At 46.2% G+C, this 14,134-nt stretch carries 14 protein-coding genes and 1 riboswitch; of the genes, 1 reads left to right on the top strand and 13 read right to left on the bottom strand.

The window, feature by feature from the left end:
- Positions 1–62: 62 nt before the first annotated feature.
- Positions 63–1,325 (bottom strand): D-alanyl-D-alanine carboxypeptidase family protein, encoded by a 1,263-nt coding sequence (locus C0638_RS18260; RefSeq protein ID WP_025675640.1) that lies wholly within the window; start codon positions 1,323–1,325, stop codon positions 63–65.
- 210 nt (positions 1,326–1,535) lie between these two features.
- Between C0638_RS18260 and C0638_RS18255 the strand changes: the two genes are divergently transcribed.
- The gene (locus C0638_RS18255; RefSeq protein WP_058711108.1) at positions 1,536–2,258 is read left to right on the top strand and encodes a protein-glutamine gamma-glutamyltransferase; all 723 of its coding nucleotides are present in this window, start codon (positions 1,536–1,538) and stop codon (positions 2,256–2,258) included.
- Positions 2,259–2,348: 90 nt separating this feature from the next.
- Here the strand turns inward: C0638_RS18255 and ytfJ are convergent, their stop codons facing one another.
- From ytfJ to lysA, 12 genes are all read right to left on the bottom strand, one after another.
- Complete coding sequence (ytfJ, locus tag C0638_RS18250) at positions 2,349–2,840, bottom strand: GerW family sporulation protein (RefSeq protein ID WP_013371720.1); 492 nt, start codon at positions 2,838–2,840, stop codon at positions 2,349–2,351.
- A gap of 99 nt (positions 2,841–2,939) precedes the next feature.
- On the bottom strand, positions 2,940–3,653 hold the full coding sequence (locus C0638_RS18245) for a DUF2953 domain-containing protein (protein WP_040103468.1): 714 nt from the start codon (positions 3,651–3,653) through the stop codon (positions 2,940–2,942).
- 141 nt (positions 3,654–3,794) lie between these two features.
- The gene (scpB, locus tag C0638_RS18240; protein WP_013371722.1) at positions 3,795–4,403 is read right to left on the bottom strand and encodes an SMC-Scp complex subunit ScpB; all 609 of its coding nucleotides are present in this window, start codon (positions 4,401–4,403) and stop codon (positions 3,795–3,797) included.
- Positions 4,372–5,166, bottom strand: coding sequence for a segregation and condensation protein A (locus C0638_RS18235; RefSeq protein ID WP_058711109.1), 795 nt, complete (start codon positions 5,164–5,166; stop codon positions 4,372–4,374). Before C0638_RS18235 ends, scpB begins: the two co-directional genes overlap by 32 nt.
- 173 nt (positions 5,167–5,339) lie before the next feature.
- The gene (gene ribH / locus C0638_RS18230) at positions 5,340–5,804 is read right to left on the bottom strand and encodes a 6,7-dimethyl-8-ribityllumazine synthase (RefSeq protein WP_058711110.1); all 465 of its coding nucleotides are present in this window, start codon (positions 5,802–5,804) and stop codon (positions 5,340–5,342) included.
- A 30-nt stretch (positions 5,805–5,834) separates the two neighbouring features.
- Positions 5,835–6,518, bottom strand: coding sequence for a 3,4-dihydroxy-2-butanone-4-phosphate synthase (gene ribB / locus C0638_RS18225; RefSeq protein ID WP_082689636.1), 684 nt, complete (start codon positions 6,516–6,518; stop codon positions 5,835–5,837).
- A gap of 74 nt (positions 6,519–6,592) precedes the next feature.
- The gene (gene ribE, locus C0638_RS18220; RefSeq protein WP_013371726.1) at positions 6,593–7,258 is read right to left on the bottom strand and encodes a riboflavin synthase; all 666 of its coding nucleotides are present in this window, start codon (positions 7,256–7,258) and stop codon (positions 6,593–6,595) included.
- Between the two features lie 329 nt (positions 7,259–7,587).
- Positions 7,588–7,760: riboswitch (FMN riboswitch) on the bottom strand.
- A gap of 68 nt (positions 7,761–7,828) precedes the next feature.
- On the bottom strand, positions 7,829–8,296 hold the full coding sequence (locus tag C0638_RS18215) for an IDEAL domain-containing protein (RefSeq protein WP_058711111.1): 468 nt from the start codon (positions 8,294–8,296) through the stop codon (positions 7,829–7,831).
- A gap of 220 nt (positions 8,297–8,516) precedes the next feature.
- Positions 8,517–10,805, bottom strand: coding sequence for a thiamine pyrophosphate-dependent enzyme (locus tag C0638_RS18210; protein WP_058711112.1), 2,289 nt, complete (start codon positions 10,803–10,805; stop codon positions 8,517–8,519).
- Complete coding sequence (locus tag C0638_RS18205) at positions 10,805–11,818, bottom strand: 2-oxoacid:acceptor oxidoreductase family protein (protein WP_013371729.1); 1,014 nt, start codon at positions 11,816–11,818, stop codon at positions 10,805–10,807. The genes C0638_RS18210 and C0638_RS18205 overlap by 1 nt, the downstream gene beginning before the upstream one ends.
- Before the next feature lie 254 nt (positions 11,819–12,072).
- Positions 12,073–12,507, bottom strand: coding sequence for a peptidylprolyl isomerase (locus tag C0638_RS18200; RefSeq protein ID WP_058711113.1), 435 nt, complete (start codon positions 12,505–12,507; stop codon positions 12,073–12,075).
- A gap of 163 nt (positions 12,508–12,670) precedes the next feature.
- Positions 12,671–14,038 carry a diaminopimelate decarboxylase gene (gene lysA / locus C0638_RS18195; protein WP_058711114.1) on the bottom strand — a complete coding sequence of 456 codons (1,368 nt, stop codon included), beginning with the start codon at positions 14,036–14,038 and terminating at the stop codon, positions 12,671–12,673.
- Between the last annotated feature and the right edge of the window lie 96 nt (positions 14,039–14,134).

Raw genomic sequence — 14,134 nt, 5'->3', positions numbered from 1 at the left:
ACTGATTCCCCCTTTTCCCAATGATGTGACACCGCAGCTTTATAGCATCAAGCCTACTTGCCTTATGATCTGAACAGATTTTTAAGAATTTCATTCCATTTGCTCGTCCAACCTCGTGGCTGAGTATGGTTTGCAGGAACTTGTGCAGTCGGAGCCTCCTGCTGTGGCTGTACAATAGTTTGAGTAGGCAGCTTACTACCTTTTTCATATACAGGAACAGAACCGATCAATTTACCTTCCAGTAAAAATTCGACCCGTCCTCGTAAACCAAAAGACACGTCAGCTCTATCCGCCGAAGCGGAATTTTTAAACAACACCAGTCTTTTGTGCAATTGAGTCTTCTCACCATCATGTAGAGGATAAGAAAAACTCGCCCCTGTCAAGAGGGGGTAACCATCAATAGGCTGCTGCTTGTCCGTAATCGGAATGAGAGGATAATATCGAAAGCCGTAATCAAGCATACGGGCATGGTCATTCCAATCGTCCCCGTCATTCAAGGTAACAGCAGCGAGCTGGCGCCCCTCACGTGTGGCCGAGCTGACCAGGCAACGAAACGCTTTTTTAGTGAAGCCTGTTTTTACACCGTCAGCTCCCTCATACAGCCGCAGCATTTTATTTTTATTATGCCATGAATAGTCCCAGGAATCGTTGGGGTTCGGTGCTTTTTTCAGTTCTGTTTTTACGATACGGGCAAAAGTTGGGTTATGCAGCGCATAAGCAGTGAGCCGGGCCATATCGTTGGCTGAGGAATAATGTCCATCGGCATCCAGCCCATGAGGATTAGCAAAATGCGTATGGTTTAGCCCAAGCTGAACCGCCTTGTCATTCATTAAATGGACAAACCCCTCCTCTGTCCCCCCCACATGCTCGGCAATGGCAGAAGCTGCATCATTACCCGAACGGAGCATTAAGCCGTATAGCATATTTTCCAGCGTCATTTGTTCACCCATTTGCAGAAAAAGCGAGGAGCCTTCTTTGGCATACGCCGTTGAACTCACTTTTACTCGGTCCTGCAAGCGTCCATGTTCAATGGCTACAATCGCAGTCATAATTTTAGTTAGGCTAGCTATTCGGAGCTCCCGGTCACCTTCGGCTGAATATATGATCCGTCCTGATGTGACATCAATTAAAGAAGCAGCCTGTGCATGAGTTCCTAACGCGGGTGGTGTTGCTTCTGTTGTCACCGCTCCCAGAACAGGCTGTGGACTCAGCAATGTAAGCGGCAATGACAAAACAAGCATAAGCGCTAGCGGTAAAACAAATGCGCGTGCCTTATTCTTAAAATGGCTGTGGTCCGCATGGATATGTTGTTTTTTTTTAAACATTTGGATTCCTCCGGTTTTGAGCAAGTCTTGTACCATTCTATGTCCAAGCTGTTCAAAGTATGTCCACCTTTATAACAGAAAATTCCTTGTACAGGACAGTCATTAGCCGCTCCTCTTTTGCTTTCTTTCTATGTTAACCAAGCAACTTGCACTCCTGAACACATATAATATTAGTTACTAAACGTTAAATATGAATCGGGGGGTTACAACATGCAGCGATTACAGTTTGAAATGATTTTAAGATCGCGGATTGTAGAGTCCGCACAAGCATTGCATCAAAGTGGTGTATCCTTCGCCACTTTTGCTACCGCGCGTTGCAACCCACAATTTTGGGAGTTAACGGAAAAAGGCGGTTTCCGGATCAAAGCAGGTGTCACTCCGGCGCAAGGAATCAAAGATATCTTTATAAACGGTCAACAATACGCTTTTGAATGTGCAACAGCAATGGTTATTGTGTTGTACAAAGGAGTACTGGATTCCATTCTAGAAAGTGAGTTTAATCAGATTTTTGCAGATATGCTGTTGTATGATTGGCACTATGACAGTGATCTCAGGCTTATACAACAGCAAGGCAGCCATAAAGCGGTTCCTGGGGACATTCTGTATTTTAACAATCCAGATGTGTCGTCCGATGCATTGGAATGGAAGGGAGAAAATGTCGTCAAACTGAAGGAAGATGCTTTCTATGGACATGGGATTGGCATCTTGCCGGCTCAAGGTATTATTGATTCTCTTAATCGCCATCGTCGCCCGAATGCCACGGTATCTGCTTATTTGACGAATGAAGTGATCTACCCTGACTTCGTTTACCTATCCCAGTTCGCACCCGAAGAAAACCGAAAAAATGAACTATCAGTGAATACATTTTATTACCAAGAATTCAGTCACTGTATACATGCTGTCATTGGTGGAAGGCAGTATATTCAGGAATAGGACCGAGTTCATACTAAAAAGAAGGTATTCCTAGGCCACGCTTGGCTTGGGGATACCTTCTTGAGAGCACACTTTTAATTTCAATAACTTTTACAAGTAAGCCGGTCCAGATTGACTTTGGTCAGTATTAGCATTTGCAGGTACCTGTGGAGGTGGAGTCTGCATGTTGCTGCCTGAATTCTGGAAGATAGACTGAACCTTATCGATCAGGTATGGTGTGGAGTCGATGATTTTCTCAAACAGATGCGTTTGATTGTCCAGCGGAACGATTTGTGCTCCCTGTTTGCCAACAACTAGAAAGGCAATGGGATGAATAGATACACCACCACCGCTACCGCCACCAAAAGGATGTACTTCCTTCCCACTATGATTACCGGATGCTGAGGAAGTATGGAGCGCCTCTTCATCTACGTTAAAATCACTTCCCCCGGCTGCGAACCCAAATCCTACCTTACTGATTGGCAAAATAACGGAACCATCGGGTGTTTCCACCGCGTCTCCCACAATCGTATTCACGTCCACCATGGCCTTGATGTTCTCCATCGCGGTTTGCATGAGCCCTTGAATCGGATGATCTGACATGTTTTATTCCTCCTCTGCTTATCTCAAGCGTAGACTGCTTTTCTTTCGCTATTGTGCGCAAAGGTTCAGGGAAATATGTATGTCAATCCTCTACACTGTTTATTCCTCACTGCTGGCTTGTTGATTCTCAGGATTTTTGGAAATAACCCGCTTCCATGCCTCTGGTCCTCCCGGAACACGCCATATGCGGAAAGCTAATCTGAGCATGGAAAAGATTAAATAACCGAGCGATATTTTTGCTTCACAGTTCAAGATGGTAGTAAAACGTAGTCGGTCCACCCAATAAGGCACAACAAACACCTTTGGGGTACAATCCATGCGCACAATGCTGGAAGCAAAACCGATCAAGGTCGTTTTTAGCCCCCATAACATACCAGTTGAGGTCGCTGTATAAGCTGCGTCAGCCAGACTAATATTGGTAGACCACTCCATTTTGGACACTGTTACATGGGCCAATGTATGTCGCAGCCATCGCTGTAAAGATTGTGTTCCCTTGAGCAAAACCCGTATATCATGTATAAATTGCTTGATTTTTTCGATATCAATATTTCCGCTATCCACAGAAGCATCCGTTTTATGTATGTTTTTATTGCGGTCAAGCCGATAGAGAAGCCCTTTTTTCAAACCTGTTATGAGAATGGCTGGAATATCGTAATCCATTTTGACCAACCCGTATAGAATTCTGATCTCTAGATGCGCCCGATCATCATTGTCATGCTTGGCAATTTCCAGCTTCAATCGAATACGAGAGAGCAGAATAGCCAGTACGATGAATATAAAGATGATGATGGCGATACTGATCCATTTCCACACTGGCGAGTCCTCCCTACCCTTTTGCTATAGAATATCATGGCAAAAATAGTATGACCCTTCGGCGGAAAATCATGCATCTTAAATGCCAAACAGCCAGCCCTCAACAACGTAAGGACTGGCTGTCTTTTGAATTTTATGAACTTAGGATTCCAGATCCGAATCGTTCTCCGCAGGCTGGCTGCTCTCCAAACGCTCGAACAATAGCTGTGTCTCTTCTTCCAAATTGTCTGAATCCTCGAACTGCTCCGGTTGCGGTAGATCTTCGAGAGAGCCTAGACCGAAATAATCCAAGAATGATTTCGTCGTTCCATACAATATTGGTCGTCCGATGGCTTCAGCTCGACCTTTCTCTTCAATGAGCTCCTTGTTGACCAGTGTATGTATGGCCCGCTCGGATTTGACTCCCCGAATTTCTTCGATTTCAACTCTTGTAATGGGCTGGCGATAGGCCACAATAGCCAGTGTCTCCAAAGCAGCTTGAGACAGTGAGGCACGTGCCGGAGAGTAGGCGAGCTTTTCAAAATAGGGTGCATGTTCGGATAAGGTTGCAAGCTGATAATGACCAGCAATACGGACAAGCTGCAGGCCTCTTCCTCCCTGCTCCATGTCCTGTTTCATATCCTCCAGACACTTTTCAACCAGCTCTTGCTGCTGCTCTACAATGTCGGCGATCTGCTTGGTGGACAACCCTTCCTCTCCCGCAAGAAACAGCAGCCCCTCAATAATTGATTTCAGCTTCAGATAATCCATTAACCCGTAAATCCCCTCTCCACTCCATTACAATATCATCGAAAAGCTTCTCCTGATAACAGAAGATTTGCTTCATTTTCATCAATTCAAGGATAGCCAAAAAGGTTACAACCACCTCATGCCGATACATGTCCACATGCATCAGCTTGGAGAACAGCAGCCGTCCTCCAGTCCCCACCATCTCTAACGCCCCGATAACTTGCCGGATACGGTCCTTGACTGAAATTTCGTCCCGATGAACACGGGTTACCGTCGTACGTCGTTCAGCTTTGCGCAATGCACGCTGAAAGGCCGCGACCAAATCACTTGCATGCAGCCCATGCACCGGATTCGCGGGTTCGGTTGGCAAGAATGCGCTCAAATCTTCCGGCTCCTTGCCATAAATCAGACTCCGTTCCCACTCACGTTCACTCAGGTGGCGAGCAATCCCTTTGTATTTGCGATACTCCACCAGCTTGCGAACCAGTTCCTCGCGTGGATCATAGTCCTCTTCTCCATAATAATCCAAATCGTCATATTCCATTACAGGTGGCTTGGGAAGCAACAATTTACTCTTAATGGATAAGAGCGTCGCCGCCATCACTAGAAACTCGCTTGTAATGTCCAACTCCAGCTCCTGCATACTGTGCAAAAAAGCCATGTATTGATCAGTAATATCGCTAATCGGGATATCCTGAATGTCGATCTCGGCTTTATCAATCAGATGCAACAGTAGATCCAGCGGACCCTCGAATGTTTCCAGCTTGTAATTTACGACTGTCAATGTGCTTCCCCCTGCCTTACTCCAATCATCATTCAACAATACCTTTCCCCATTAGCACTTATGCTCTACATTATCAATCCCTCTTTCTGTAGTATATACGTCATCGCCTTGCTTAACAATCCAATCCCTTTTCCACTTTGCAATTTATGCCGTTCTTTCAGCCATTTATATCATTAGAACTGCTTACCGAGATTGGCCATTTCAATCGCAGCCAGCGCAGAATCCCAACCTTTATTACCAGCCTTCGTACCTGCTCGTTCAATAGCCTGCTCAATATTTTCCGTAGTCACTACACCAAAAATAATGGGGACACCCGTTTTCAGACTGCTTGCCGCCACACCCTTGGCCACTTCATTGCAGACGATATCATAGTGTGAAGTAGAGCCACGGATAACCGTGCCAAGCGTAATGACGGCATCATATTTTCCGCTTGCAGCCATTTTTTGTGCAATAAGTGAGATTTCAAATGCACCCGGCACCCATGCTACATCAATTTCATCTTCCTTTGCACCATGTCGTTGAAGTGCGTCAAGCGCACCACTTAACAGTTTGCTTGTAATAAACTCATTAAATCTGCCCACCACAATACCATACTTTAAACCACTTGATACAAGATTACCTTCCAGAAAACGTGCCATGCTTATCAACCTCTCTTTTTTTTGAATTTTTTACAATGACAAACGACGACGGTATTCAATTAAATGTTGAATGCTAATCAGCTTCAATTGATGTCGCTTGGCGATCACGGCCAAATCAGGCAAGCGGGCCATTGAGCCATCTTCCTTTATAATTTCGCAAATGACCCCGGCGGGATTAAAGCCGCTGAGTCGGGCCAGGTCGACAGCCGCTTCAGTATGACCGGCGCGTTGCAAGACCCCACCATCACGAGCAATTAGCGGGAACATGTGACCAGGTTTGCGGAAATCGCTGCCCGTGATTGCTTCGTCGGCTAAGGCGCGAACAGTCAAAGAGCGCTCGGCCGCTGAAATCCCCGTTGTTGTCTTCATATGATCTACCGATACCGTAAAGGCGGTACCGTGAAAATCTGTGTTTTGCTCTACCATAGGATGCAATTCCAATGCCTCGGCTCTGTGCTGTGTGATCGGCACGCAGACCAACCCGCGACCTTCTGTAATCATGAAGTTGATGACCTCAGGCGATGCTTTCTCAGCCAAAGCGATAAAGTCGCCTTCATTTTCCCGCTGTTCATCATCCACTACAATAACGACTTTGCCGTTCTTTAAATCCTCCAATGCTTCTTCGATGGAATCCAATCGAATCTCTTCGTCATGGTGCAACTCGCCCTGCTCCATGATATTTGTCGTCGCACTTGTTTGGATGCCTCTATCCATAACCCTCTCCTCCTTATGTCTTATGTCACGAATGCTCCTGAACCAAATTTTCTATCATTCTGTATCAGGCTGTATCAAGCAAAGCCGTGTTTCGCCAAATAGTCCAAACTAAGAGGAGCTTGATCTGCTCTCTCCATCGGTACTGAACCTCTGTAATGTAAAAGCTGCTCCACATATTTGCCCAATATGTCGCATTCAATATTCACAGTGTCTCCCTCACGTTTGGCTTGTAAGGCCGTTTCGGCTAAGGTATGGGGGATAATAGATACGGCAAAGCTATCTCTCGTCCGCTGCGCGACTGTGAGGCTGATACCATCAATTGTAATTGACCCTTTGAGGAGAACATATTTAAATAATGCTTGATCAGAAGGCTCAACTTCGAACACAACTGCATTCTGGTCTGATGTTACTCCGCGAATTGTACCCGTCCCGTCCACATGTCCCTGTACGATATGTCCTCCGAACCTTCCATTCGCCGCCATCGCTCGCTCTAGGTTGACTCGGCTACCGGATCTGAGTTCCCTTAGATTACTGCTGCGAAAAGTCTCTGGCATCACATCAACCTTAAAATCTTTAGTACCAATCTGTATTGCCGTCAGGCAAACACCATTTACCGAGACACTATCGCCGATTTTCAAATCGCCCAATACCACAGAACCCGAAATCCCCAGCACCATCGCTTCACCGCTTTTGGAAATACTTTGAATGCGACCCACTTCCTCGACCAATCCGGTAAACATGCTTTCACTCCTTTCCACTACATTTCAGTTTATCCCTAATTCATCTGCTGTAAGCGCAAACAACCCCCAGTCAGGATTCAATCCGTCATGGGGGTGATGAGAGTCACATATGTAGTATACAAGCGCAGTTCATGTATGTCTTAAAATGACATGAAATCATAGGTTTGCCAAAAGAAAGCATGATCGAAGATACAGCAATTACGCTCAGAACGTTATCAAAAAGAAAGCTAAAAAAAGCTATCGTCTGATGCTGTCCTACAACGAAATAAGCCGTACGTACTTTTAAGTATGCTAAAAATTGGCACATGCCACGTCATGCACATGCGCTTCGTATCCTTCTCCCATCCAGACTATACTGTCGGTCCCGGAATTACACCAGGTCCACCTTCTGCTGATTGTTCAGCATCCGGGTCACGGACTAAGCCATGCTGTGTTCGCAGAAGCGATTCACAAACATGCCATCACCGCCGGTGGGGAATTTCGCCCCGCCCCGAAGGATCTTGCTCTTATTTAATTGAATTAACATTAAACTTGTTACGTATATTAGCACCGACTTCAAAAAAAAGCAAGTTATCTAATAGAAGCTCCTGCTTTGGTTTTGACATACTGGCTGGAGAGTTCTTCAAACCAGGTTTTATCATTCATATGAAGTGCCAGATCAATCAGATCGGCCAGTTCGTCGACTCCAAGCTGTGTATCATGGTCAAAGGTAATAACGGCTGTAGCGACAGGTCCTCGCTCTCCCTCAGAGCATGCTTCATAATCCAGTCGTACATCCACATGCCCATCAATAAACTCGCATTTTAGAAAATAAATAATTTCACACATTAAAATAGGGCGCACTTGTGTTTCTAACACACAATCCATCACCTTGGCAGAATAATGCTGGTTCGTCAGCGTGAATTTGTGTTCTGTTGCCGCCAGCGATGCCCGTCCAAAATCATCCGTAAACTTGAGTTCCACTGGCGTGATGTTCATAACCTTGGGGATTTGCTTCTTTATAACTTCAATTATTTCAACTGTATTCAGCTTAATCATTACCTGCACCTCATTGCATCTTAAAATTCAGAAGAAAACTTTATAACATGCCTTCTATAGGCCTCCACTCCTATATCGGAAATCATTACCTGTTTTTTTATGCCTCAATCCATAAACGCAAAAAAAGATTCCTTGCGCAGCAAGCGCAAGGAATCTCAATCGAACTGGTGCCAAAACAGCGGCTAACAATGTTACACGATTATTATGCAAAAAAACAGAATTATAACTCCGAAATTTCATGTTTCTTTTTCAGGATAGTCCAGCGACGCTCAATCTCCTGCTCAAAGGTAGCCATCGTTGCTTCCTCTTTGAGAAGATGCTTCGTTTTACCCATTAATTTCAGCCATTCTGCGGCTGGAATCCGTTTTCCCTTGTCTTCCGGATTGTACGTAATCGTCGTACTTCCCTGCTCGATTTCGTACAAAGGAAAGAAGCAGGACTCGACTGCGGCGCCCACGATGCTAGTACCCAGTCTGTCTTCGGATTTCCAGTTGAGCGGACAGGCGCACAGAATTTTACCATATGCCGTACCCACGTTGTTGGCATACCATTGAGCCTTGGCGGCTTTGCGCAGCATATCCTGCGGATGACTTTCGGCTGCTGTAAAGGCATACGGGATGTTACAGGCGGCCATGATTTGCACGGTATCCTTATGATGCCCTTGCTTCCCTTTTTGCATTTTCCCTACACCCGACGTACTGGTCATATGCCCCATTGGAGTGGAGTACGATTGCTGCGAACCTGTATTCATGTACCCCTCGTTGTCATATTCCAGCATAATCAGTTTATGGTTACGCAGAGCCGCACCAATCGCAGAACCCATACCAATATCCATCCCGCCGTCACCACTGATCATGATAAAGGTTGGATCATCCGACATCTCAATTTCATTACGTCGCTTCATCTCCATGTAAGCTTCCAGCGCACCTGAAAGGGTAGCGGCCCCGTTTTGAAAAAGATTGTGGATCATCGGTTGCTTGTGTGATGTATATGGATACCCTGTCGTCACCACATAAACGCAGCCAGTCTGGAACAGTACGACAATATCGCCTTCAATTCCTTTAAAAAATAGCTCAAGCGCAGACAAGGCTCCACAACCAGGACAAGCCCCATGCCCTGGTGTAAGACGACGTGGTTTGGTTGTCAACGAACGCAGAGGTGGTACCTTGACTTTGAGCTTCCCGGTCGCCTCGTCCGGCGTAACCTGAATCAGACCCGTACGGTATGCATTGCCACGTGGTGGCTGCATGACTTGCGGCATCACTTTGTCCGGTGAACCCGGATTAATCCCGTAATAATCAAAGGGCTTTTCCGCTCGTCCAGCCTCTGCCGCCTGAATAGCAAGCTGGAAGAACGCCTCTGCATCTTCCGCATAAAAATCCTTACCACCCAAGCCAAAGATACGGCTTAATACGATGGTTTGGTTCAATGGGTCCTCTTGTAACGCCGCCTTGATTTCATGCGTCAAATTACCACCATCTGACCCGTACGAATCTGCACGTTCACCCACCAACAGCGCCTTGACATGGCGCAATGCCTCCCGCAGTTGTGCAGCTGGGAATGGCCGGATGATATTCGGACGAATCACACCGGCTTTAATGCCGCGCGTGCGGAGTTGATCTGCCACATCCTTGGCCGATTCAGCCGCCGAATTCAGCAAAAATACCGCAACCTCAGCATCCTCCATATGATACAGATCCAAAATCGGATATTCCCGACCGGATAAAGCGGCATATTCTGCTGCTACCTGCTCATATACTCCTTCTGAAAGCTTCAACGCTTCGGACAGTTGAACGTGATTATTCGTCAGGTCATCGCCGTTCATATGCGCACCCACAGTGACAGGACGATCAAAATCCGTAATATTCGGATAATTTAGGTTCGGGTTGGGGCCTACAAAATCGCGCACGGTCTCTGCATCGGCAAAATATTGCACTTTACGTTTTTGATGGGACGTATAAAAACCGTCGTATGCGACCATTACAGGCAACCGTACATCGCTATGCTCTGCAATTTTCAGGGCCATAATGTTCATATCATACACAGCCTGTGGCGTACTTGCCGTCAAAATGACCCAGCCTGTATTCAAACCATAATACAGGTCCGAATGATCCCCCCGAATATCCAAGGGACCACTGACAGCTCTTGTCACCAGATTCATAACCATAGGAAAACGGGTACCCGACTGAACAGGCAACTGCTCCAGCATGTATAGGAAACCTTGCGAACTGGTAGCGTTCACAACCCGCGCTCCTGCTGCCGCAGCTCCATAACAAATCCCTGCCGATCCATGTTCTCCATCTGCTGCAACCAGTTTAATATTATGCTGACCACGCGTTTTCATTTGATCCAGATACTGTGCTACCTCGGTCGATGGCGTAATCGGGAAATATCCCATCATATGATAATTGATCTGCGCAGCCGCTGTAGCTGCCATTTCATTACCGGATTCGAATGTTGTCACTTGTGCGGCGCCCGTCTGTTTGAGTTCTTCCTCCAGCTTTGCCATTACGCACGCCCTCCTTCATATACTGGAAATTGGTGGGCAACGCGATTCTGCTCCGCCCAGCCCCATTGTTCGCGACGCGAGCTTAATGCCCCCGACGGGCAAATATCTACACACTTCAGACACCCTTTGCAATACTGGTAATCAATCCCTTGCAAAAACGGCATCATTCTTCCACGTTTGTCTGCTTGCTCTTCCCATACAAAGCAGTAATCCGGGCAAATCGAATCACACTTGGCACAATGAGTACATTTATCAGCTTCATACTCAGGTACATAACCCTGACGTGAACCACTAACATCTTTCGTCATGCTGTTGCCCTGAGTTGCAATAACGCCCCCCAGCAATTGAGTTTCGTACCCTAGCAAAGGCTGCGGACGTTCAAAAACCCGATCCTGCGCATCAGCAGTAACCGGATATACATGTAGTTGCATTTCTTCAAAACCACGATTAAACGTACGCAGATTAGGTTCCACTAATTGTGGATTTTTCTTTTCAAAAGTACTGCGAATAACCGATCTCATTGCTTCCGGGTCCAGGAAATCACAGACACGGAACAAGGCACCTAGCATGGACGTATTTAGTTTGGTCCGCTCTTCCAGTGCGATGCCCATCGCATCCACCACTGCTAATGTACCGGATACCAGTCCCAAATCAGCCCGTATTTCTTCTGCCGGACGTGTGGAATTTACGACTACAATCCCATCTGCTGGCAGGCCGCTGATTACATTTACCGTTTTGTATAACGTTTCATGGAAAATGCCTACCACATGCGGTTGCTCGATCGGACTGTGATCGCGAATATCCACCTCCGGCTCACAGAAGCGAACAAAGCTTTTAACTGGAGATCCCTTCTTTTCCGAACCGTAGGATGAGAAATTTGAAGCATTCAGTCCCAGACCAAGTACCCCGGTTTCGGCCAACATTTTGCCAGCCAGATTTGCGCCGAGTCCACCAATGGATTCCAGCCGGATTTCAAAAAATCCGAGTCGATTTGTGCGCGTTAAAATAGACAATGTGATAAGCCCCCTTCTTTTCCAACTCTTACTGAGCTGAATACTCATATAAAATAAATGGAAAATGCATTCTTATGAAAAGGCTATCACAACACTTACTTTTCGAATGTGATCTTACGCACTGTAATACCTACGTGATTGTAAAAATCAGCAAACCGTCAAACAAAAGACAACAAAAGCCGCCCTGTCCAAAGACAGAACGGCTTAGGTGCAACGCTATTTAAAGGAATTCAAATCATGCATGTAATGGTAAATTACACGTCAAATACTTTAACCTCTTTCATTTTGTCGCCTTGTTTTACAGTATCAATGAATTCCATACCTTTGGTTACTTTACCAAATACAGTATGTACTCCATCTAAATGCGGCTGTGGAGCGTAGCAAATAAAGAATTGGCTGCCACCTGTGTTGCGACCTGCATGAGCCATGGACAGAACGCCTTTGGCATGCTTTGTTGTATTCGTAGCTGTTTCACAGTCAATGGTGTAGCCAGGACCGCCAGTACCATTACCGATCGGACAACCCCCTTGAGCAACAAAGCCCGGGATGACACGGTGGAAGCTCAAACCATTGTAGTAACCGCTGTTTGCCAGCTTTTCAAAGTTAGCAACGGTGTTTGGAGCTTCTTCTGGGAAAAAGTCAATTTCGACGATACCGCCGTTTTCAAGATCTATTCTACCTTTTTTCATTGTTTGTATCTCCTTTTCAACCTGTTTTGAGAACTAAATAACATCAAGTTCCAGTTTACTATGAATTGGCGCGCTTAGCAAAGCCTTGTCCAAAAAAAAGGGGCCATTGTCCCCGGTCTATTATTACCGACGCAATGGCCTGCTTGAATTTAGAATTCCACAATCAGGACGAAACCGTAATCTTAGCATTGGGCTGAACCACTGAACTGGCTTGATCACGAACCAAGCGCTGTGGCAAAACATCATTGCGAACGATATCCTCGTAGGTTTCCCGACGCACTACCAGCTCGGCCTCACCGTTGTTGACAAATACAACTGCTGGTCGGCGTATCCGGTTATAATTGCTCGCCATGGAGTAATTATAAGCTCCGGTTGAGGCAACAGCGAGCAAGTCTCCGCTATTCGGGCGAGGCAGTTCTACATCCCAAATAAGCATATCGCCGCTTTCACAGCATTTGCCTGCAATGGACACTGTCTCTTCGTTCGCATCTTGGGCTCGATTAGCCAGCATTGCTTCATACTTGGCCTGATACAGTGCAGGACGTGGATTATCTGTCATTCCGCCGTCTACAGAAACGTATTTACGAACCTGCGGAATATCCTTGATGCTTCCTACCGTATACAAGGTTGTACCTGAATCACCTACAATACTGCGTCCCGGCTCAATCCAAATTTCTGGAAGTTCATCGTAAAGCCCTGAAAAATGAGTTTTTACCGCTTCACCGATAGCCTGTACATAGGTGGATAGTTTCAGCGGTGTGTCCTCCTCTGTGTAACGGATACCAAATCCCCCACCGAGATTAATCACCTTGAAGGAATACTGAAGCTGTTCCTTAATCTCCCTGCAAAAAACTGCGACCCGCTCGGCAGCCATTTGGAAGCCATTGACTTCGAAGATTTGCGAGCCGATATGAGAATGTACTCCCAGCAGATTAAGATGATCCAGCTTGATAGCCTGTTCCACCGCTTGACGGGCTGTGCCATTCGCAATGTCAAAACCAAATTTTGAATCTTCTTGACCTGTGGCCATATATTCATGCGTGTGCGCCTCAACCCCCGGCGTAACCCGCAGTAAAACATTGACCTGTTGTCCTTTTTCAGAGGCGAGAGCCTGTAACAAATGCAATTCCATCTTGCTATCAACGACAAAGCAGCCAATTTGCGCCTCTAACGCCATTTCAATTTCTTCCGGCGTCTTGTTATTGCCATGAAAATGGATTCGTTCTGCCGGGAATCCTGCTTGCAGTGCTGTGAACAGCTCTCCGCTGGAAACAACGTCGAGCGACATCCCTTCTTCAGCAGCTAAAGCGCACATTGCCATAACACAAAATGCTTTGCTTGCATAAGCCACTTGAAACTTTAAACCGGTCTCACGAAATGCTTCTATAAATTCCCGGCAGCGCCGGCGGACTAACTGTTCGTCTACAATATATAGCGGCGTGCCAAAACGCTCTTTCAAAAGCGTGGTATCACATCCGCCAATCTCCAAATGTCCATTGCTGTTAATTTTACTGCTTCCATGCAAATACATGTTCTGGCGCCTCTCTTTCTGGAACAAGCTAGTCATATTCCATCGAATGTTTACACCAGTATAGCAAAAAAAACATCAAGAACAATGGATTTTTAT

It is taken from the genome of Paenibacillus sp. lzh-N1 (genome assembly GCF_002872435.1).
Taxonomy (GTDB): Bacteria; Bacillota; Bacilli; order Paenibacillales; family Paenibacillaceae; genus Paenibacillus; species Paenibacillus polymyxa_C.
This window is presented reverse-complemented; position numbering and strand designations above follow the sequence as displayed.

Excerpts from the sequence above, each read along its gene's own strand:
- C0638_RS18260 (WP_025675640.1), bottom strand. The coding sequence starts at position 1,325 with ATGTTTAAAAAAAAACAACATATCCATGCGGACCACAGCCATTTTAAG.
- C0638_RS18255 (WP_058711108.1), top strand. The coding sequence starts at position 1,536 with ATGCAGCGATTACAGTTTGAAATGATTTTAAGATCGCGGATTGTAGAG.
- ytfJ (WP_013371720.1), bottom strand. The coding sequence starts at position 2,840 with ATGTCAGATCATCCGATTCAAGGGCTCATGCAAACCGCGATGGAGAAC.
- scpB (WP_013371722.1), bottom strand. The coding sequence starts at position 4,403 with ATGGATTATCTGAAGCTGAAATCAATTATTGAGGGGCTGCTGTTTCTT.
- ribH (WP_058711110.1), bottom strand. The coding sequence starts at position 5,804 with ATGGCACGTTTTCTGGAAGGTAATCTTGTATCAAGTGGTTTAAAGTAT.
- ribB (WP_082689636.1), bottom strand. The coding sequence starts at position 6,518 with ATGGATAGAGGCATCCAAACAAGTGCGACGACAAATATCATGGAGCAG.
- ribE (WP_013371726.1), bottom strand. The coding sequence starts at position 7,258 with ATGTTTACCGGATTGGTCGAGGAAGTGGGTCGCATTCAAAGTATTTCC.
- C0638_RS18215 (WP_058711111.1), bottom strand. The coding sequence starts at position 8,296 with ATGATTAAGCTGAATACAGTTGAAATAATTGAAGTTATAAAGAAGCAA.
- C0638_RS18210 (WP_058711112.1), bottom strand. The coding sequence starts at position 10,805 with ATGGCAAAGCTGGAGGAAGAACTCAAACAGACGGGCGCCGCACAAGTG.
- C0638_RS18200 (WP_058711113.1), bottom strand. The coding sequence starts at position 12,507 with ATGAAAAAAGGTAGAATAGATCTTGAAAACGGCGGTATCGTCGAAATT.
- lysA (WP_058711114.1), bottom strand. The coding sequence starts at position 14,038 with ATGTATTTGCATGGAAGCAGTAAAATTAACAGCAATGGACATTTGGAG.